Below are 20034 nucleotides of genomic sequence, written 5' to 3'. Positions count from 1 at the left end.
TTTAGTGAGTTACATTATTTAGCAGTTTAATGTATCAATATCGATGTAATAAGGTTCAATATCGATTTCTACAATGGTTCTTTCGCCTTCATCTTTAGCTCTACCTAATGTTCTCACCGTAGGGCCTCCACGCAAAAAACGACTACGTTGATAAATGAAGGTATGACCAACAAGGTATTTTTCATTAAATTGTTTGGCTGTTAGCTTGGACACGATGACCTACAGACGATTTGAGACAGTAATCAGCACGACATTCCGCCCATCTGCGATTCACTTCTTTACGTGCTAGGCGGGCGGCATCAACCCAATTTTTATGTGCTTCAGCAAATAATTCTTTACGTTCTGCAATCGCTGCACTTGTTGCATAATGAATAAATGACATATCACACTCCCGCAATATCAAGTGAAATAGGGGCATACTGATCACTATCACCAATGCGCTCATAAATACGGACATACTGACGGCTACCAACGACTTGAATCGCTTCGCCAATCGCTTCCATAGCGTTTATCCAGCGCGTATCTTTAATATCTAAGCGGCGTAATGAAAGCACAGCACCTGTATTAATATTACCTTCTTTATCAACGGCAAAGGCTTGGTCAATAATAGAATGGATTTCTGGTTTTGCACCCTGTACCCAGTCCTTTAAGCATTCATCAATCAACGCTTTAGCCGCTTGTAAACGTTCATCAAAGGCAATACGGTCTTGTATTGCGCGTTGGATTTTGTAACGGCCATCGAATGAATACAGTGTGACATTGCCTTTTTTACCCCCTACATTAACGCCGAATTGTTCTGCCGACAGTGCGATGAATGCTTCAATATCACCGAAAGCAGCAATTTTAAATTGACGTAATAACTCACTGATTTGTTGAGCTTGAGTGACTAATTCACCAACCAATGCGTCACGCTGCATATCGATGGGCTTAATTAAATCAATAGGGGTTAAAATGCCTTTCGCATCGCGCCAGTAGTTCTCGATTACTTCATATTGTGTAAATTGTTTTGGATTAGTGTGCATTGCTTTTCCCCTTATTTGTTAGTTTCATTGCTTCGATTGCTTTTTTGATACCAAGAGACATTCTTTTTGCAATGTCGATTTCATTGTCTGTTGCGCCACGCCCTGTATGGCTGCCGATAATTTCATAATTCATTGTGCCATTGTTATTCTCTGTAATGTTGATTGTAATTTGTACAGCCATAATCCCTCCTAATGTATTGATTCAGACCAGTAAACACGGCAACCTTCGGTATCGAACACGCCTTGTTTACCCTTATGACCATTAAAATATTGGTAAGACGCCTTACCTTCCTGAATGAGTGCATCACAATAGCTGTTTCGGGCTACGTGAATGCAAGGCTTACCTTGACGGGTGATCACACTCAATATGGTGACGCCTTGCTGTTCTAAGTTCTGCGCCACTGAGCCTGCACGTAGCAAGTCAGAGACAATGGATTGGTTTTCAGCCGTAATAGTGATATCCATGCAGTACCTCATTGCTTTTTAACTGATTGAAGCTTTTCAATTTCGGTTTTAGCTTCGGTAAATAAATCAATTAATTCATCTAAATGTGAAACGTGAAAACTGGTTCGCTCTTCAGCTGTGCAACTTGCTTGCCCTCTAAAGTGGCTAATGCTGCTTATTGCACTGTCTAACCTTTGAGTAATAGATTTAGTCATGTAGCCACCTAATTAATCAACATTTCCGAGAACTCATGAACCATTTGAACATCAATAGGTTGACCACTAATTTGGCTACCATTGGATATCCCGCGTAAGAACTTAAACAGACGTCGAGCATTACCTTTACACGCTTTATAAAGGGCATTTAATACTTCTGGTTCGGACGCTTCGGGTAACATCATGGTGATCATGTTGGTGATATCATCCTCGGGTAATGCTTCTCCCATACGTAACGCAAAGCCTACACGGCTATACAACTGCTTATATTCACCGCGCTTACCTTTAAGATTTAGAATCAGACGAGGCATACCCGCCAATACAATGCCAACCCCTGATTTATCATGGATACGACGTAAGGTTTCTAATGCTCGGTACGGTAAGTTTTCGGCTTCATCAACTAAGATAATGCGCCCTGAATCCCGCAGTGTTTGAATAATGGCTTCGCTCAGTTCGTGCATGTTGCCACGCTTACTTAAACCCAATTTGTTGCATAGCTCCTCTAAAACAACACGAGCGGTGTAGCCTGGGTCTGCCTCAATTAATACTGCATCTAAATGTTCCTTGGCATATTGGCGCATGATCATGGTTTTACCCATCCCTGCATCACCATAGATAACGTTAATATCACCATCCATGTGCGCCATACGGATAACATCACGCCCTTTACGTGCCATTAACGTGGCTACATAGACAGGCTTAATACGACGTGATTTATCACGCTCTTGCTCACGGGATATGAACTGACGGACTTTTTCTTCAACCGCATTGACATCGCCGTTGTACTTATTTTGCAAAAACTGATTAATTACCGCCGTGCTGACACCTATGCCGCGAGCCGCTTGAGCTTGTGACCAGCCTTTGTTATTCATCATCGTGGTAAGTTCATTAACGATAGACATCGTAAACCTCCATTATTGGTTACCTGCTTTCGCAGATAAGTATTCATATTCAGATTGTAAAAACGTAATCGGTTTTCTTGGTGTCGTGATAGGTTCATCTGCTGGAATAAAGCCACCAAAATCAGGCGTAGGCTTCGTATCAATTAGTGGGCGAGCCTCAGCCTCAATCTCACGTATCTTGTCTTCTACACGAGTCATACGGCGTTTACGACGGTCTTCAATGGCTTTATCCATTTGTGTGGTTGGTACTGCGGCCACTTTGTTACCGTTCCATATTGCAGTGCAGACATAGGTTCCATCCAGTTTGCGAATAATGACTTCCTTTGCATCATGGATGTCATAAGCCACACGAACTTCGTCACCATCAACGAGGATCAAGTCTTCGGCAAAATACTCGTTGTTATTAAATTCAATCCAACCGCGCTGTGCCTTTCTAATAACTTCAGGCATAAACATCTCGCGTAATTCAATTTCAGTGAGATATTCGATTTCATCACCTTCGGCAGCTAACACTTCTTCGCGGTAAGCCGCAGGGGTTAAATGGCGACCGTTGCGTTTAGGTAATTCGCTGTGCTGATGCTCATAGTTGTAACGCTGTACCTCAACTTCAATGGCATCTAATAGCTGCTGCCAACTGGGTAATTTAGCTAATGCACCTTTTTGTATAGAGTTAAGTTCTTTATTGTTTTCAATCGCTTTAACCGCAGATTCAATACGTCGACTGGTTATGCGTACATGCTCTTTATCTGCACCTCTTCCGTTATACGTCTTGAATTGTTCAGCCACGTTATGAGGAATAACCGCATTGAGACGCTCGATAATCCCACGCGCTTGAGGATTACCAGGTATCCCCGTCATATGTTTAATACCTAACCGTGGAAAAATACCTGTGATATCAGCATCTAACGTTTTGTTTTTCTCACCACCACCATTATCTGAATAGGTAAATAATGGCTTGCCGTGATATTTCATACCGTGTCGATAAGCTGATGCAACGGCGATCACGTTCTCCGATAAGTCCAAGCTCCAACCCACAAGAAAACGTGTCCGACCATCTAAAACCAGCGTCAATTCAGGTGTAAATGGGCGTCCGTGAATAGGATGTGCCACTTTCATATTCATGGACTTACCATCTGATATCCAACAACCATTTACTGGCATCTGTGACCAGTCACGCTTTTGATAAGTTTCTAATGCACGAGCTGCCGAGCCAGTTACACGCCCGCGAGCACGCTCACGTTTTGGTAATTTATCCATGACGCGGCGAACGGCATAATAAGAGGGCATAACATCCAACATAGTAGGCTGGTCTGCGTAGTGCTCCTGCCACTCTTCAGTGAATGTGCGGTACGCTGCCATCAACGATGGGCCATTCACATTACGATGATGTGATAAGAACATCGGTAGCCATGAGACTTGCTCAGGACGTGTCTCTTTATGGTGACCGGGTGCCAGTAACGCCAATCGCTCATCACCATTATTGGTGCTTTGATACAACGTGACCCATTCCTGTAAAGAGCGGATGCTCACACCTCGGCGGGTTGTCCCTTTACGCGCATTCGCATTATCCGCAGCTTGCTGTAACGTCTGAGGCAAAACACCTTTTCGGGACTGTTCAGAGATACGTGTCACCGCCCCAATGCGTGTATCGCCTGCATAAATCAAAGAAAGCACTTCTAAGGCTAATGTTGCTCTCGCGTCAGCAATGCTTTTTTGATCTGCTGTTAACGATGAAACCTCACGCTCTAACAATGCAGGGCACTGGCGCATTAAAGCCAACTCATCAACGGGTTTAACACTGGGATTTGATACCGTTTTTTCGAGCGCGTTATCCGTTTTTTTCTGCTCAAGAACCGCATTAAAATGACGTTGCTTAACAACTTCCTGCGCCGCTTCTGGCAAGCAATCAATGTGGTATTCGAAAGCCTTTGTGCCTTCGCGTTTACGAACAAATTCAGGGTGTTTACCTGTACGCTTTTTCAGTGCCAGGCGTATACCCTGAACTGTTCCTGGCAATTCAGGTAATCCAATCAATTCATTCGCAGTTAGGTACATAATGGTTCACTCTATTGTTATAACGACTAGGCCAAATATCTTGAGGTAAAACACCAAGAGCATCAGCGATAATTCGTTCACCTTTTGGATAAGAACGCGCCAGTGCATTCTTGAGTGTGTCAGGCCTTAAACCTGCTCGCGTTGACAAGTCTCTCATCGTTAACCCTTCCTTATGGAGAGCGGCAACAATATCGATACGATGCCAATCTGAATAACTCACTTCATTTCTATCCATATTTCGTTTACCCTTAAAAATTACCCTCGCGGATAATCCGCTAGGGTTATCTGTACGGATATAGTATTGATCCAAATTATGTTCATGTAAAGAAAGAAAATCACTTTCTTTGCTCTTTATTTAAATCGATTGATTTTTATTTTGATCAATCGTTGTTTTTCAATAGGTTAGGTGTAAAAGAAAATGAATAGAAAAAAAGCATTAGAAGTTTCTTTTCAAGATAAAGCAAAAGAAAGCCCACTAGCGACAAAGAGTGCATTTAAAGAAAGGCTAAAAATATTAATAGGTAGTAGAAGCATAAGAACAGCAGCTAAGGATTGGGGGTTATCATTTTCAACATTAAATAACTACTTAACAAAGGATACTGACCCAGCGTTGAGTACTATACAGTCCATCGCAACACAGGAAAATGTTAGCCTAGACTGGCTTGTGAATGGGCAGACTCAGGAAGATGGAGCGCTATCAACTAATACTGAAAATGATAGTAAGAGTGAGTTGTCATCCGTTTGGCATATGCTATTCAATATAATGACGACAGAGCAAGTTAATCAACTCATTAGGATCATAACCACAAAGGGCATTGATGGAATATTAGAATCAAACAATGGCATTAGTGAATACAATTTGGATCAAGCGTTAGATATTCTAAAGATACGACCTACGTTGCAACAAGTTATCAGGCTAGCTATTGCTGGTGATGAATCGATAGATAGAGAGATTTTGCACCGTATTGAAGAACAGGAAAATACCAATGTATCTGGTGAGTTAAACCAGGATGGAAACCACAGTAAGGTAGGATGATTGGAAGAACTTTCAATTGTCCTTTAAATGCCGTTTAAACGCTCCTAAAATATGATCATTAGTATGCAGAATAGAATGCAAAAAATAACAAATTAAATCAAATTGTATTCTTTAGTGCAGAATCAATAAATCCTCGCCAAGTCAGTAACATCAAGGCGTCCAGCCTATCCCAATCCCTTTTCAAATAGTGCAAGATTGATCACCTCCCCACATTTCCTATACCAAAGAGTCAGGGAAACAACCGGTTTCTATTAATAGTACCTCTGCATTTAGTGCTGGGGACTTTACGCAATTACCCGACTATTACCTAACATTAGATTCAGGTGTGCGTTTGCTGGATGAAAAGCTGACACTGGGGTCAACGATAACGTGGACAGGGCCGTCTAAGCGAATTAGCCCAGTTCTTGATGCCGACCAAAATGGTGACGCTATGACGGAAAAATACGAAAAACAGCCAACCATTATTGATGTATATGCAGATTATGAAATTAATAAAAACGTTAAGTTGATGATGACCATTAACAATGTGACAAATAAAAACTATACCGATGCATTAAATCGCGCAAATTCGGGTGCAATTATGGAAGAACGAGGGCGAAATAACGAAACGGGTAGAGGGCGTACCTATATGATAGGTGGGCAGGTGCGTTTCTAATCAACATATAAATTTAACACCACTTATCTCGTTATTTTTATCGAGATAAGTGGATAAAATAATTATTTCGATACTCTTTTGACTTTAACCTTCTCAATGTGGGTGACTTGGCTTTCAACCCAGCCATCATTAAGGCGTGTTTTCAACGGTTGGCCGACTTTCACTTGGCTGGTTTTTTTCAACACAGTGCCTTTAGCGGTTTCACTGATACTAAACCCGCGAGCTAGGGTGGCTAATGGGCTAACCGCTTCCATTTTCGAACAAGCCACTGCGAATCGCTGGCGATAGCTATTGACCAAATGGGTAACCATATTTTGCAAATGATATTGCGTCTGTTGCAGCTGGCGTTGTTGTTTTTGCAGATGTGGGCGCAAATCATTTTGCAGTAAACGATGATTAACTTTCTCGAATTTAGCCGTTGAACTTTGTAGTTGCCGCGTCATCGACTGCGCCAGCTTTTGCTGCAATAAATTGAGCTGGTTATGTTGCCTTGCCAACCGCAATTGCGGGTGCTGCTGCTGTAGGCGGTGATGCAAGCGTGCGAATCTTTGTTGTTGACCTGCCACGTAATAATCCATCGCCATTTCAAGGTGTTGCTGTGCTGATTTTAGCTGGCGGAGCATTTCCAATTGATTACGGCTAACAAGCTCAGCAGCGGCTGACGGGGTTGGTGCTCTTACGTCCGCCACATAGTCGGCAATTGTCACATCGGTTTCATGGCCAACAGCGCTAATTATTGGCAGTTGGCTGGCAAAAATGGCTCTAGCAACGATTTCTTCATTAAATGCCCATAAATCTTCAAGTGAACCGCCTCCGCGACCGACGATCAACACATCGCATTCTTGACGTAGGTTTGCTAGCTCAATCATTCGAGCAATTTGTGCTGGCGCCATCTCACCTTGAACGGCCGTTGGGTAGATGATGATAGGCAGGGAAGGGTCACGACGACGTAAAATATTTAAAATATCATGTAGGGCTGCACCCGTTGCCGAGGTAATGATACCGACAGACTTAGCAGGGCTAGGGAGCGGTTTTTTATGAATAATATCAAATAAGCCTTGTGCGCTTAGCGTTTGTTTTAATAGCTCAAAACGCTGTTGCAGTAACCCTTCACCGGCGGGCTGCATGCTTTCAAGGATTAATTGGTAGTCGCCTCGTGGCTCATACAAGGTGACAGTCGCTCTGACTAACACCTGTTGACCATTCTGGGGGCGGAAAGTGACACGCGCATTTTGCCCACGGAACATTGCTGCACGAACCTGAGCCCGATCATCTTTTAAGGTTAGATACCAATGACCGGAGCTGGGCTGCGAAAAATTAGAAATTTCTGCGGTTAACCAAATACGACCCATTTGGTTATCAAGAAGTTCTCGAACCGTCTGGTTAAGCTTGCTAACAGAGTAAATTGCGCTATTTTGTGATGTCGACATGTGAGCCAGATCAAATTTTAAAACAATGACTTAATCGTTAGATACTAACCTAGCCATAAGAGTTATCAAGTTTTTTTTCAAAAAAACGCTGGAAGCAACCGTTTTCGGTGTGTATAATGCCGCGGCAATATTTTATACCTTTCCATAACGCTGCCTGGTGGGATATTGCCTATGTTACGCATTAAAAAAGAAGCACTAACTTTCGACGACGTTTTACTCGTTCCTGCACACTCAACGGTATTACCAAATACTGCAGATTTATCAACTCAACTGACTGCAAACATCCGCCTGAACATTCCTATGCTTTCTGCAGCCATGGATACTGTCACTGAATCTGACCTTGCTATCGCATTAGCACAAGAAGGTGGCATTGGCTTCATCCATAAAAACATGACTATTGAGCGCCAAGCGGAAGAAGTTCGCCGCGTGAAAAAGCATGAAAGTGGTGTGGTTACTGATCCTGTCACCGTAACGCCAGATACGACCATTCGTGAAGTGCAAGAAATGGCTGAGCGTAATGGGTTCGCGGGTTATCCTGTTGTTGCTAAAGACAATTCACTAGTCGGTATCATTACAGGCCGTGACGTCCGTTTCGTGACAGATTTAGACCAACCTGTTACCGCAGTGATGACGCCAAAAGAGCGTTTAGTGACCGTAAAAGAAGGCGAAGCACGCGAAGTCGTTTTGCAAAAAATGCATGAAAAACGTGTAGAAAAAGCCTTAGTGATCGATGATAACTTTCATTTGTTAGGGATGATCACCGTTAAAGATTTCCAAAAAGCAGAACGTAAACCAAACGCGTGTAAAGACGAGCAAGGCCGTTTACGTGTTGGCGCTGCAGTTGGTGCTGGCGCAGGAAATGAAGAACGTGTTGATGCGCTGGTGGCCGCTGGCGTTGATGTTTTATTAATTGACTCATCACATGGTCATTCCGAAGGTGTACTACAACGTATCCGTGAAACTCGCCAAAAATACCCTGATTTGCAAATTATTGGTGGTAACGTTGCAACAGCTGAAGGGGCTAAAGCCTTAGCAGATGCCGGTGTTAGCGCAGTTAAAGTGGGTATTGGTCCGGGTTCTATTTGTACCACACGTATCGTGACAGGCGTTGGTGTACCACAAATCACAGCGATTGCAGAAGCGGCAGAAGCGCTTGAAGGTACTGGTATTCCTGTTATTGCGGATGGTGGTATTCGTTTCTCAGGCGACATTTCTAAAGCTATCGCGGCAGGCGCAGCCTGTGTGATGGTCGGCTCAATGTTCGCAGGAACTGAAGAGTCTCCGGGAGAAACCATTTTATTCCAAGGCCGTACTTACAAAGCATACCGTGGTATGGGCTCACTTGGTGCGATGTCTAAAGGTTCGTCAGACCGCTACTTCCAATCGGATAATGCAGCAGACAAATTAGTGCCAGAAGGGATTGAAGGCCGTGTCGCGTATAAAGGCCGTTTAAAAGAAATTATTCATCAACAAATGGGTGGTTTACGCTCCTGTATGGGGCTGACCGGCTGTGGTACTATTGATGCATTAAGAACAAAAGCAGAATTTGTTCGCATTAGTGGTGCGGGTATCCAAGAAAGCCACGTCCATGATGTTACTATCACGAAAGAGTCTCCAAACTACCGTTTGGGGCAATAATCGATAAAGTTTCTCAGGGTGGCGCATGCGTTTGTTTGCGTCACCGATTCTTATTTTTGACTTGAATTTTTGGAATTCTCCTCAAATGACAACAAATATCCATAAACATCGCATTCTTATTCTTGATTTCGGCTCGCAATATACACAGCTGATCGCTCGTCGCATCCGTGAAATTGGCGTTTACTGTGAACTCTGGGCGTGGGACGTTACAGAAGAACAAATTCGAGGATTTAATCCAAACGGTATTATTCTTTCTGGTGGACCAGAAAGTACGACTGAATCAGATAGCCCACGTGCCCCTGATTACGTATTTAATGCAGGCGTTCCTGTATTAGGTATTTGTTATGGCATGCAAACCATGTCAATGCAGTTGGGTGGTGCAGTTGAAGTCTCTGGTGAACGTGAATTTGGCTATGCTAATGTTGAAATCACTGAGCAATGTGAATTATTCCGTGATATTCATGACTCTCTGAACGAAGCGGGCAAACCAGTACTAGATGTCTGGATGAGCCATGGTGATAAAGTGACTGCAATTCCAGCGGACTTTAAAACCATTGCCAGCACACCAAGCTGCCCATATGCCATCATGGCAAATGAAGAGAAAAAATTCTACGGTGTTCAATTCCACCCAGAAGTGACTCACACTCACCAAGGCCTAAATATTTTAACGCGTTTTGTGAAAGATATTTGCCAATGTGAAGCCCTGTGGACACCAGCTGCAATTATCGAAGACACAGTAGCGCGTTTAAAAGAGCAAATTGGTGATGACCACGTACTGCTTGCATTATCGGGTGGTGTTGACTCATCGGTTACGGCATTGCTATTAAACCGCGCAATTGGTAAACGTTTAACCTGTGTGTTCGTTGATAACGGTTTATTGCGTTTAAACGAAGCAGACCAAGTAATGGAAATGTTCGCAGGTAAATTTGACCTAAACATCATCCATGCAAAAGCCGAAGATCGCTTCTTAAATGTATTAGCGGGGATCAGCGATCCAGAAGCTAAACGTAAGAAAATTGGCCATGTGTTTATCGAAGTATTCGATGAAGAGTCATCTAAGCTGCCTAATATCAAATGGTTAGCTCAAGGGACGATTTACCCAGACGTTATCGAATCAGCGGCATCAGCAACTGGCAAAGCGCACGTTATCAAGTCTCACCATAACGTAGGTGGCCTACCGGATGACATGAAGCTTGGTTTAGTTGAGCCATTAAAAGAGCTGTTTAAAGATGAAGTGCGTAAGATTGGTTTAGAGTTAGGTCTGCCGTACGATATGTTATATCGCCACCCATTCCCAGGCCCAGGCTTAGGGGTTCGCGTGCTAGGTGAAGTGAAGAAAGAGTACTGTGACTTACTACGCCGCGCAGACGCTATCTTTATCGAAGAACTGCATAAAGCGGATTTATATCATAAAGTTAGCCAAGCATTTACTGTATTTTTACCTGTCCGCTCTGTCGGTGTTATGGGTGATGGCCGTAAATACGACTGGGTTGTTTCATTACGTGCAGTTGAAACCATCGACTTTATGACCGCGCATTGGGCTCATTTACCTTATGACTTCCTAGGCCGCGTTTCAAACCGCATCATTAATGAGGTCGAAGGCATTTCAAGGGTTGTATATGATATCAGCGGCAAACCGCCTGCGACCATTGAGTGGGAATAATCCTCCTTTAAGAATGCTCTGGCATTAACAGGCACTAAATCAACCTTAAGTCCGCGTAATTGCGGACTTTTTTTGTTTTTAGCTTAGTCAATTTTGGCAATGTCTGGCAACGCCAAGCACGGTTTGACCGTGGTATTTTGATGGGTATGATTCATTGGTAATGCCATGGATTACGCCCGATACCATGCTGAGTGTTTTTGATGGGGCATGGTATTAATTTTTTATATCTATTTGTTTTATAAAGATTAACGTCTAGTTTTTTAGGGGTGTTTCAGCATGGTATCAAACAAAAATAATAGGTCGAAACATGCTGACTGATACCAAGCTACGCAATCTCAAACCCAAAGATAAACTTTACAAAGTCAATGATCGTGATGGCCTCTATGTTGCTGTCACCAAAGCGGGGTCTATCTCCTTTCGCTACAACTACTCGATCAATGGCAGACAAGAAACCATTACCTTTGGCCGCTATGGAATAGGAGGCATCACGTTAGCAGAAGCACGTGAGCGTCTCAATGAAGCGAAGAGAATGGTTACTGATGGAAAGTCACCGGCCAAAGAGAAAGCCCGTGCGAAGGCGAGAACGAAAGATGCTGAAACCTTTGGTGCTTGGGCTATAAAATGGCTACGAGGTTATCAGATGGCCGATTCTACCCGGGATATGCGTCGCTCAGTCTATGCCCGAGAACTCAAAGATAAATTTGGTAACTGGAAGCTCACAGAAATTACCCATGAAGATCTGCGAGCACTGACTGACTCGATAGTAGAGCGTGGTGCGCCCGCAACGGCTGTACACACGCGTGATATTGTACTTCAGGTGTATCGGTGGGCAATTGAACGGGGCCAGAAAGTTGACAACCCGGCAGACTTGGTGAGGCCCGCAAGTATCGCTCGATTTGAGCCAAGAGACCGAACGTTAACACCGGCTGAAATCGGTTTGATGTATCGTTATATGGAAAAAGTTGGAACCACGCCTTCGATTCGTACTGCGGTAAAATTGCTATTGCTAACTATGGTGCGCAAAAGCGAATTAACCAATGCGACTTGGAGTGAAATTAACTTTAGCGAAGCGCTGTGGACGATTCCGAAAGAAAGAATGAAACGGCGAAAGCCTCACTTGGTGTTTTTGTCACGCCAGGCGATGGACATTCTTATTGCCTTGAAGACATTTGCCGGTGGGTCTGATTATATTCTTCCTTCCCGTTATGACTCCGATGCCCCAATGAGCAGTGCGACAATGAATCGTGTATTGGCTTTAACGTACAAGGCTGCGCAGAAGGATGGGCAGTCACTAAGTAAGTTTGGGCCGCATGACCTGCGTAGAACAGCGAGCACTTTGCTGCATGAGGCTGGATACAACACGGATTGGATAGAAAAGTGCCTGGCACACGAACAGAAAGGGGTGAGGGCAGTTTACAATAAAGCCGAGTACCGAGAGCAGCGCGCGGCCATGTTGCAGGACTGGGCTGACATGATTGATGAGTGGACCACTTAGTATCTTGCTATCAATTATACGAGTAAGTCTTAACTTGATCTGTCAGATTTGATGAGAAATTAATCATATCTGACAGCCATCTAAGTATCATTTTTGACTCGTCTCATTTTAAGCTTATTAAGGTAACTGACATTCAACGTAACTGATTTTTGGACATTTATTGGTTAGAGTAAAGATTCGATGCATCGAAACCTTCATGGAACAATGAAAATACTTATTCACCTTAAATGAATAGGCACTCGGATATAAATAATTTACCTAATCATCCACAACTTCAATCGTTACATGCTGAGCACCAAGGTAAGTACCTTCATCCACTTCATAGCGCAAGGTTTCATCACAGTGTGGGCAGTCAAAGGCTTCGTTTGGCTCGATGCACTCATCTTCGAGCCAATCCCAGCCAATATGCTTTTCACAAGTTGGGCATGTCATTCAACAATCCTTACTCATTCAAATACAGCTCCGCCATTCCATCTAAACGGGCTTTTACTGCTTTCCAATTGGGCATCACGCTTGTTAATAAGCGCCAGAATTTCTCACTGTGGTTGTACTCAGCGATATGACAAAGCTCGTGCAGAATCACGTAATCAATACACTCTTTAGGCGCTTTAATTAGATGAGGGTTGAGCATCAGGTTCCCTTTGGCTGAACAGCTTCCCCATTGCTTTGTCATGGGCAGTACACGAAAGCTGGGGATACCATCAACCCATGTCGCTTGAGGTAGTAACTCAGATAGGCGCTCATGGAAAATACGTTCAGCACGAACCTTGTACCAGTTGCGCACCAAAGCTTTAACCATGGAAGTTTTGTCATCGTTAAACCTCGTCAAGGTGACAAGTAACTTACCGCGAGTCATTTTTACCGTTGGTAAGGCTTCTGAATCTTCCACGATCTTCAATACATAACGACGCCCAAGATAGAACTGCATCTCACCACTAACGTAGTGTTTGGGCTGCACGTACTCCAAATGACCTCGAAACTCTTTCAGGGCATCATAAATCCACTTGGCACGTTTCATTACCGCTTGGTGAATGTCCTCAAGCTCAGCGTCTTCTGGGGTACTAACTGTGACATCACAGTTGGGTTGCACCTTGATGGTAATACTTCGCTTTTTTCCTTGTTTGATAGGCTTACGCAGCACCTCATAGCTCACAGCCTCATCTCCATAGATGAAGCTGTATTCCTCTTTGTTACGTTCGTCAGAGAGTGTTGATGCCATTAATGGTGACCAGCTAAACCTAAGCGAGTGATTTGCACCACTTCTTCGGCAATGACTTGCGCTTTATCGACCCCTAAATCGGCAAACAGTAAAGGCAGCACCTCTAGAGTGATCTGGTTTTCAATCTCTGATGGATTGATTGAAAACTCTGCCACCGCTTTGCGCACTTTCTCGTCAATCTCTACTGCATAGTTGAGGCATTGTTCTTCAGTAAGACCTTGACCTTCAGCGCCATGTTTTAAGAACAATCCAAAGTAAGCTTGTACATGACGCTTAATTTTGGGGTCTAGCTCTGCGAAGCGATCGGTTGGCATTCCTTCGACTTTGCGCTCCTTCACTTACTGTTCAAAATCAGCAAATAGGAGATATTGCTTAACAGGCGCATCAAACATCTCTTTTGCTTGCTGAATCGCTTGTTTAAGTAGCTTCGAGAAATACTCTTGAGCGTAAGGGTCGTCGGCAAGGTCTTGCTCAATCATCTTAGTGACACGCCCTGTGATCGCATCTTTCTTATTACGAGCCTCATCGTCACTTAGCTCTTCTGGTTTTATATCCTTACCCATATTGCCAACCAGATAAGCGCCTTTAGACTCTTGGATCTCAACGCCGCCGATGTGCTTGTCTAACATAGTGCGAATGCTCTCAGCGTACTCGTCGTAATCAATGGTCTCTTCTGCTTGCTCACGGACAACTTTACGCAGTGATGTCATGCTTTTTAGCGTGTCTTTATAAATCTGACGTTTATCATCAAAGCTCTTGTCTTCAAAGTAGGTGGCTGATTGCAGGGCGACTTTTAAGCAATTAGCAAACGCAGTGAGCGTGCTATAAAAATCTTGGCGTTTCTTTAGGTTTAAATCGGTGGGCTGACCATCTACGTATTCTATGTTCGGCGCAAATACCCGTGCCATTGCTTGCGGATCTTGTGTGTTTTTTACATCAATAAAAAATGCCCACAGCTCACTATAAAGACCTGGCAGCTTCTTATATTCAGTACCATGCGGCTGTACAAGCCTTTAAGGTCATCGATATCAAAACCACCTTGGGTGTGCTCGGCCAAGTCCTGGTAGTCCGCAATGGTCGCATCGAGCTCTTTTAAGATGCCACGGTAATCGATGAGGTAACCAAACTCTTTCTTCTGATGCAGGCGGTTCACACGAGCGATGGCTTGGATAAGGTTATGTTGTTTCAGCGGCTTATCGATGTACAGCACCGTGTTTTTCGGCTCATCAAAGCCTGTTAGAAGCTTATCCACCACGATCATCAAATCAGGGCCATCGTCTTTGGCGAACTCTTCAATGATGCGTTTGGTGTAGGCTTTTTCATCTTCGTTGCCGACATTATCCTTCCACCAATTTTGCACCATGTCTTTGCTTTCACCATCGACCGTATCGTGTCCTTCACGGGTGTCTGGCGGTGACATAGCGACAACCGAAGTCACCTTGCCAATTTGGTCAAGAAGCTTTTTGTATTGGATGGCAGACGCTTTTGAGTCACAAGCAAGCTGACCCTTTAAACCTTGGCGTTTGAAGTTTTGGAAATGGTCAGAAATATCATGAGCGATAAGTTCAATACGACCCTCGGTTTGATAGATTTGACCTTTCTGAGCGAACTTCTTCTTCAAATCGGTACGTTGTTTTTCGGTCAGCTTATCGGTGATGCGGTCGAACCAAGCATCAAGCGCTTTGTCGTTGGTGCTTAACTCGGGAACACGCTCTTCATATAGTAAGGGGGTAACGGTTTTATCTTCCACCGCCTGTTGCATGGTGTACGAGTGAATGATTTTACCGAATTTGTTTTCGGTCTTGTCATCTTGCAGCAGTGGTGTCCCCGTAAAGCCAATGTAAGCGGCTTTTGGCAGCGCCTGTTGCATTCGAATGTTGTTTTCACCGTTTTGGCTGCGGTGGCCTTCATCAACTAGGACAATCATGTCAGGGCTGTCGTTATAACACTCTGGCAGTTCAATCGCGGTGCCAAACTTGTTGATGATGGAGAAGATGATGCGCTCGTTGCCTTTGCCGATTTGCTCCGCTAAGCGGCGGCCTGTGGTTACCATGGCTGTTTTACGATCTTTTTCAGACAGTGCACCGCCAAATGATTGGACACCGCTTTGCCGTCGCTGCTCGCAGCAGCCAGCTTCATGGCCAGCGCCGCCTCGTGAGTCTGCGCGTCAAAGTTTCTGAACTTGGTCGCATCAGCGCCGAGGTAAGCAAGGATGCGCATTTTTTCAGTAAGCGGTGGCTCGGGGTGTGCAGCAACTTTTGGGGCGAGCTGAACGACCTGAACCCATTCCTCCTGCGAAATCGCACCGGTAATAGCCTACATGTTGCGCCCGAGTTCCTGCATGATCTTGCGTAGCGCCAGTGGCTCAACCTGGGTAGCGTCACCAGCCCAAGCTGGCAACTGAAAACCCCATAAAAGCAGGCAGGCCGTAACGGTCAGGGTGATAGTTCCAAATGCGTGGCTGTGTTTGCGGTGGGTCATGAAATTCTCCTGTAATTCAATCGTTCTCTCATTCGAACTCCCGCCCTTCGCCAGCTTCCTCATGGGTCACGCCGTCGCGGATGTGGTAGATGCGCTTGAATGTGGGGATGATCTTTTCGTCATGGGTGACGACGATGATGGCGGTCTCTAACTTCCGGGCCATGTCGTTGAGGATGCGGATTACAGCCATGGCGCGCTCGGAATCCAGCGGCGCAGTAGGTTCATCGGCCAGGATCACCGGCGGACGATTGACCAGTCCGCGCGCGATGGCGACCCGTTGCTGCTCGCCACCGGAGAGTTGCGAGGGCATTGCGCGAGCTCGGTGTTGCACATCAAGCGCTGTGAGCAATTCCAGTGCCTTCGCGCGCGACTCTCCATTCGCGACGCCTGCAAGCATCGGCAGCAGCGCCACGTTGTCGGTGACATCGAGAAACGGAATCAGGTACGGCGCCTGGAAAACGAAACCGATCTTGTCACGCCGTAAGGCGCGCAGGTCGCGGACTTTCCAGCCATCGGCGTAGATCACTTCATCGCCCAGCGTCATGCGACCGGCGGTCGGTTCGATCACCGCACCCAGACACTTGAGCAGCGTGCTCTTGCCGGACCCGGAAGGGCCGATCAGTCCCACCACTTCACCAGGCGCAACATGCATATTCACGTCTCTCAAGGCAAAGACAGCGGTGTCACCATCGCCATACCGCTTGCTTAAACTTTCGATGTGTATCCCTTTGCCACTCATCTCAACCTCCAATGGCTTCGGCCGGATCGACCTTGAGTGCCATGCTAATGGCGACGAGGCTAGCTAGAACGCAGATCACGAGCACAGCAAAAAAACCGGCGACAGAATCCATTGGCGTGAGCAGGACATATTTTGGAAAAGCCGGTGCTGAAAAGGTGGCTGTGATCTTGCCGACCACGAAGCCAATCACGCCCAGGGCGAGCGCCTGCTGCATGATCATCGCGGCGATGGTTCGGTTGCGTGTGCCGATGAGCTTCAACACCGCGATCTCACGGATTTTGTCCATCGTCAGCGAATAGATGATGAAGGCAACGATGGCCGCGCTAACGATGGCCAGAATCACAAGGAACATGCCGATCTGCTTGGCCGAGGTGGCGATCAGCTTGCCGACGAGGATGTCTTCCATCTGTGCCCGGGTGTAGACCGTCAAACGCTTCCAGCGCTGGATGGATTCGGCAACCTCGTCCGGCGCATGACCAGGTTTCAGAGTGACCAGCACGGTATTGACGAACGCGTTGCTGCTCTGTGAAGCAATCACGGCATCCAGCAAACCTGGATCACCGGGTCGATTGAAGACCGGGTTGGCTTCGGTGCGACGCCGGCTTTGCCAGATGGCATCGTTGTCCTTGAGGAACTGGGCCTCCTGGGCATCTTTGAGCGGAATGAATACCATCGGGTCGCCGCTGGACGACACCATGCGCCGTGTCAGCCCCACGACGGTGTAATGATTGCGGCGAATGGCAAGACGATCTCCCAGTTTGAAGCCGGTGGCGATGTCGGCCACAGCCTCGTAGTGACCGCGCGTGATCTGGCGTCCAGCGACGAGATAAGGAGGCCATCCGGGTGTAGCCCCCAACGCACCGGGCGCGATGCCGACCACCATGGTGCGTACATCACTCTCGCCCTTGCGTACCTGCATGGTCAGGTAGGTCGCGTTCGCTGCCTGTGAGACTCCCGGCATGGCGAGAATGGCGCGATACACGTCATCGTTGAGGCTGGACGACTCCGCATAAGGACCCAGAGTATCCTTTTGCACCACCCAAAGGTCAGCGCCACTGTTGTCGAGCAACGCCTTGCCGTCGTCCACCATGCCTCGGTACACCCCAGCCATGACTAGGGTGACGCCGATCAGCAGACCCAGACCGATGCCGGTGAAGACGAATTTCCCCCAGGCATGGAGAATGTCGCGGCCGGCCAGGCTGATCATCGTGAAACTCCCGGGATATGCTCGACCACATGGATGCGGCTGCGCGCCGTCAGTGCCTTTTCGCTATAGGTCACAACCTGGTCCCCATTCTTGAGCCCTTCGCGCACCTGCACGTAACCATTGAGGTCGGAAGTGCCGAGCTTGACCGGGGAGAAATGCAGATCACCATCCACGATTTGCCAGACACCAACTTTATCGCCTTCACGCTGGACGGCAGCGTTGGGGATCAGTGGAGCGGCCGGGAGCGCCGGCAAGTCAACCGTGACTTCGGCCAGTTCACCCACTGGTGGCAAAGGTTCTGGTTTGTTATCGAATGTCACCTTGGCAAGCGTTTCCTCGGTTACCGCGTCGGCCTTGGGTTCCACCCGCAGCACGCGACCTTTCAAGGTCTGGCCACCACGCGAACGCAGGACGATATGAGCCGGCAGCCCCCCAGCCAGCCCCGATGCGCTGATCTGGTCGAAGCGCACATTGATCCACAAACTCTTGGGGTCGATCACTTCCACCACGGCCTGGCCCGCGACGATGGTCGTGCCGGGATTGGCATCGCGCACGGCGACTACACCGTCGACCGGCGCGATCAGGCGCAGATTGCTCCGCTGCGCGACGAGTGCTTCGTGGTCGGAGCGTGCCCGGGCAATATCTTCCCGAGCGGCGGATAGGGCGGCATCGGCGATCTGCAGTTCCTGCCGCTTGGTGGTGACGATTTCCTCGCTGGTCGAGCGCACCGCAAACAATTGCTCATAGCGGCGCGCCTGGGTTTGCGCGTAGGCTTGCCGGGCTTCTGCCTCACGCAAAGCCGCTTCCGCCCGCTTGAATACAGACTCCTGTGAGCGCACCCGATCATCAAGGTCGACCGGCTCCATCTCGCCGAGCACCTGTCCGGCCTTGACCTGGTCGCCTACATGCACCTCCAGGCGTTTGACGCGCCCGGCAAACGTCGGCCCGATCTTGTAGGTGTAGCGCGCCTCCACCGTGCCGATGCCGAACAGCGCCGGTGTGATAGCCCGTGATTCCACGCTTGCCACCGTCACAGCGACCGGGGCGAGCGGCCCTGATCGCAGACCGACATAAATAAAAAGCACCAGCAAAGGAATGATGACGGCAAGCAGTGCCAGGGTGCGGCCTTGCAAGGGTAACTTTTTCATTGCGCACTCCTTATGCCACGTCGATAAATTGCAAAGACGCGCGGCGCATCGCGGTGCATACGTCCCACATCACCCGCCAACAGCGATTGCATGACCAAGCCCTGGATCGTGCCAATGAACAGCGTTGCCGCCGCCTCGTTGTCAAGCGAGGGAGACAACTCGCCGCTGGCCTTGCCTTTCTCGATGAGACGATGCAAACGTTCGCCGTAGCGCTGAATCAAGGTTTGCACCATGCGCTTGGCCGGTGTCGATTCGGCACGCTGAAGCTCACCAAACATCATTCTTGGCACGCCTGGGTGCTCAGCTACGAATTCGATGTGACTCATGAACATCGCCTCCATGGCTGCCAAGGGCGACTCGATTCCTTGTGCGGATCGATCGATTCTGGCTAATAGGCGCTCTGCTACCCACTCCATGACCGCCTGCCAAATGGCTTCCTTGTTCGGGAAGTGCCGAAACAGCGCACCCTGGGTCAAGTTCATGTGTTTAGCGATAGCCGCAGTGGTTATCTCGCTTGGGTTTTGTGAACCGGCAAGCGCCACGACGGACTCGACAGTTACGGCACGACGTTCATCGGCCGGCAGATGCTTTGGATGGGTGTCCACGAGCACTCCTTGTAAGATAGTAATTGATTACTATCTTACCACAAGAGGCAACTCAAACAAGAGAAAACCCGACGTACTCG

At 47.1% G+C, this 20034-nt stretch carries 26 protein-coding genes; 5 read left to right on the top strand and 21 right to left on the bottom strand.

The window, feature by feature from the left end:
* Window positions 1-18 precede the first annotated feature (18 nt).
* The 9 genes from CYG50_RS09855 to CYG50_RS09815 are packed head-to-tail and all read right to left on the bottom strand — an operon-like array spanning window position 19 to window position 4873.
* Entirely contained in the window at window positions 19-213 is a 195-nt protein-coding gene (locus tag CYG50_RS09855) for a hypothetical protein (protein ID WP_102140813.1), read from the bottom strand.
* On the bottom strand, window positions 185-382 hold the full coding sequence (locus CYG50_RS09850) for an ANR family transcriptional regulator (RefSeq protein WP_102140807.1): 198 nt from the start codon (window positions 380-382) through the stop codon (window positions 185-187). The genes CYG50_RS09855 and CYG50_RS09850 overlap by 29 nt, the downstream gene beginning before the upstream one ends.
* A gap of 1 nt (window position 383) precedes the next feature.
* Window positions 384-1022 carry a DUF3164 family protein gene (locus CYG50_RS09845; protein WP_116068688.1) on the bottom strand — a complete coding sequence of 213 codons (639 nt, stop codon included), beginning with the start codon at window positions 1020-1022 and terminating at the stop codon, window positions 384-386.
* The gene (locus CYG50_RS09840) at window positions 1012-1203 is read right to left on the bottom strand and encodes a hypothetical protein (RefSeq protein ID WP_102140852.1); all 192 of its coding nucleotides are present in this window, start codon (window positions 1201-1203) and stop codon (window positions 1012-1014) included. Before CYG50_RS09840 ends, CYG50_RS09845 begins: the two co-directional genes overlap by 11 nt.
* A gap of 8 nt (window positions 1204-1211) precedes the next feature.
* Window positions 1212-1487: a hypothetical protein gene (locus CYG50_RS09835; RefSeq protein WP_116068690.1), complete on the bottom strand. Its 276-nt coding sequence runs from the start codon at window positions 1485-1487 to the stop codon at window positions 1212-1214.
* A gap of 8 nt (window positions 1488-1495) precedes the next feature.
* The gene (locus tag CYG50_RS23480; protein WP_102140832.1) at window positions 1496-1681 is read right to left on the bottom strand and encodes a hypothetical protein; all 186 of its coding nucleotides are present in this window, start codon (window positions 1679-1681) and stop codon (window positions 1496-1498) included.
* Window positions 1682-1689: 8 nt separating this feature from the next.
* Window positions 1690-2583 (bottom strand): AAA family ATPase, encoded by an 894-nt coding sequence (locus CYG50_RS09825; RefSeq protein WP_102140833.1) that lies wholly within the window; start codon window positions 2581-2583, stop codon window positions 1690-1692.
* A 12-nt stretch (window positions 2584-2595) separates the two neighbouring features.
* Entirely contained in the window at window positions 2596-4638 is a 2043-nt protein-coding gene (locus CYG50_RS09820) for a Mu transposase C-terminal domain-containing protein (RefSeq protein ID WP_116068692.1), read from the bottom strand.
* The gene (locus tag CYG50_RS09815; protein ID WP_102138720.1) at window positions 4619-4873 is read right to left on the bottom strand and encodes a helix-turn-helix domain-containing protein; all 255 of its coding nucleotides are present in this window, start codon (window positions 4871-4873) and stop codon (window positions 4619-4621) included. Before CYG50_RS09815 ends, CYG50_RS09820 begins: the two co-directional genes overlap by 20 nt.
* Before the next feature lie 183 nt (window positions 4874-5056).
* Here CYG50_RS09815 and CYG50_RS09810 point away from each other — a divergent pair, with 183 nt between their 5' ends.
* Together CYG50_RS09810 and CYG50_RS09805 are read left to right on the top strand one after the other, a co-directional pair.
* Window positions 5057-5674: a hypothetical protein gene (locus CYG50_RS09810; RefSeq protein ID WP_102138719.1), complete on the top strand. Its 618-nt coding sequence runs from the start codon at window positions 5057-5059 to the stop codon at window positions 5672-5674.
* Between the two features lie 331 nt (window positions 5675-6005).
* A complete protein-coding gene (locus tag CYG50_RS09805; RefSeq protein ID WP_375373112.1) occupies window positions 6006-6329 on the top strand; it encodes a hypothetical protein in 324 nt (107 codons plus the stop codon).
* 62 nt (window positions 6330-6391) lie between these two features.
* Here the strand turns inward: CYG50_RS09805 and xseA are convergent, their stop codons facing one another.
* Window positions 6392-7759 (bottom strand): exodeoxyribonuclease VII large subunit, encoded by a 1368-nt coding sequence (xseA, locus tag CYG50_RS09800; protein ID WP_102138718.1) that lies wholly within the window; start codon window positions 7757-7759, stop codon window positions 6392-6394.
* A 171-nt stretch (window positions 7760-7930) separates the two neighbouring features.
* Between xseA and guaB the strand changes: the two genes are divergently transcribed.
* The 3 genes from guaB to CYG50_RS09780 all read left to right on the top strand — a co-directional run bounded on the left by guaB (window position 7931) and on the right by CYG50_RS09780 (window position 12555).
* On the top strand, window positions 7931-9397 hold the full coding sequence (guaB, locus tag CYG50_RS09790; protein WP_102138717.1) for an IMP dehydrogenase: 1467 nt from the start codon (window positions 7931-7933) through the stop codon (window positions 9395-9397).
* A gap of 85 nt (window positions 9398-9482) precedes the next feature.
* Complete coding sequence (guaA, locus tag CYG50_RS09785; RefSeq protein WP_102138735.1) at window positions 9483-11060, top strand: glutamine-hydrolyzing GMP synthase; 1578 nt, start codon at window positions 9483-9485, stop codon at window positions 11058-11060.
* A 307-nt stretch (window positions 11061-11367) separates the two neighbouring features.
* A complete protein-coding gene (locus CYG50_RS09780) occupies window positions 11368-12555 on the top strand; it encodes a tyrosine-type recombinase/integrase (RefSeq protein ID WP_102138716.1) in 1188 nt (395 codons plus the stop codon).
* 258 nt (window positions 12556-12813) lie between these two features.
* On the opposite strand, the gene CYG50_RS22920 is transcribed toward CYG50_RS09780, so the two are convergent.
* The 11 genes from CYG50_RS22920 to CYG50_RS09745 all read right to left on the bottom strand — a co-directional run bounded on the left by CYG50_RS22920 (window position 12814) and on the right by CYG50_RS09745 (window position 19954).
* Window positions 12814-12987: a hypothetical protein gene (locus tag CYG50_RS22920; RefSeq protein ID WP_004394002.1), complete on the bottom strand. Its 174-nt coding sequence runs from the start codon at window positions 12985-12987 to the stop codon at window positions 12814-12816.
* Window positions 12988-12997: 10 nt separating this feature from the next.
* Window positions 12998-13708: a M48 family metallopeptidase gene (locus CYG50_RS09775; protein ID WP_238706843.1), complete on the bottom strand. Its 711-nt coding sequence runs from the start codon at window positions 13706-13708 to the stop codon at window positions 12998-13000.
* Between the two features lie 65 nt (window positions 13709-13773).
* On the bottom strand, window positions 13774-14112 hold the full coding sequence (locus CYG50_RS23075) for a hypothetical protein (RefSeq protein ID WP_238706842.1): 339 nt from the start codon (window positions 14110-14112) through the stop codon (window positions 13774-13776).
* Window positions 14113-14682, bottom strand: coding sequence for a hypothetical protein (locus tag CYG50_RS23070; RefSeq protein WP_231619282.1), 570 nt, complete (start codon window positions 14680-14682; stop codon window positions 14113-14115).
* Between the two features lie 23 nt (window positions 14683-14705).
* Window positions 14706-15827 (bottom strand): type I restriction enzyme subunit R domain-containing protein, encoded by a 1122-nt coding sequence (locus CYG50_RS23065; RefSeq protein ID WP_238706841.1) that lies wholly within the window; start codon window positions 15825-15827, stop codon window positions 14706-14708.
* Window positions 15821-15994: a hypothetical protein gene (locus CYG50_RS23635; protein WP_231619284.1), complete on the bottom strand. Its 174-nt coding sequence runs from the start codon at window positions 15992-15994 to the stop codon at window positions 15821-15823. Before CYG50_RS23635 ends, CYG50_RS23065 begins: the two co-directional genes overlap by 7 nt.
* Window positions 15995-16090: 96 nt before the next feature.
* Window positions 16091-16255: a hypothetical protein gene (locus CYG50_RS23630; RefSeq protein ID WP_226981121.1), complete on the bottom strand. Its 165-nt coding sequence runs from the start codon at window positions 16253-16255 to the stop codon at window positions 16091-16093.
* A gap of 28 nt (window positions 16256-16283) precedes the next feature.
* Window positions 16284-16994, bottom strand: a complete 711-nt coding sequence (locus tag CYG50_RS09760; RefSeq protein WP_014611607.1) for an ABC transporter ATP-binding protein — start codon at window positions 16992-16994, stop codon at window positions 16284-16286.
* Window position 16995: 1 nt separating this feature from the next.
* A complete protein-coding gene (locus CYG50_RS09755; RefSeq protein WP_089110954.1) occupies window positions 16996-18201 on the bottom strand; it encodes an ABC transporter permease in 1206 nt (401 codons plus the stop codon).
* Window positions 18198-19349: an efflux RND transporter periplasmic adaptor subunit gene (locus CYG50_RS09750; protein ID WP_102138714.1), complete on the bottom strand. Its 1152-nt coding sequence runs from the start codon at window positions 19347-19349 to the stop codon at window positions 18198-18200. The genes CYG50_RS09755 and CYG50_RS09750 overlap by 4 nt, the downstream gene beginning before the upstream one ends.
* Entirely contained in the window at window positions 19346-19954 is a 609-nt protein-coding gene (locus CYG50_RS09745; RefSeq protein WP_004393990.1) for a TetR/AcrR family transcriptional regulator, read from the bottom strand. The genes CYG50_RS09750 and CYG50_RS09745 overlap by 4 nt, the downstream gene beginning before the upstream one ends.
* Between the last annotated feature and the right edge of the window lie 80 nt (window positions 19955-20034).

Source organism: Providencia huaxiensis, from assembly GCF_002843235.3.
Taxonomy (GTDB): domain Bacteria; phylum Pseudomonadota; class Gammaproteobacteria; order Enterobacterales; family Enterobacteriaceae; genus Providencia; species Providencia huaxiensis.
Note: the sequence above shows the minus strand (reverse complement) of the source record. Positions and strands in the feature narration are given on the sequence as shown.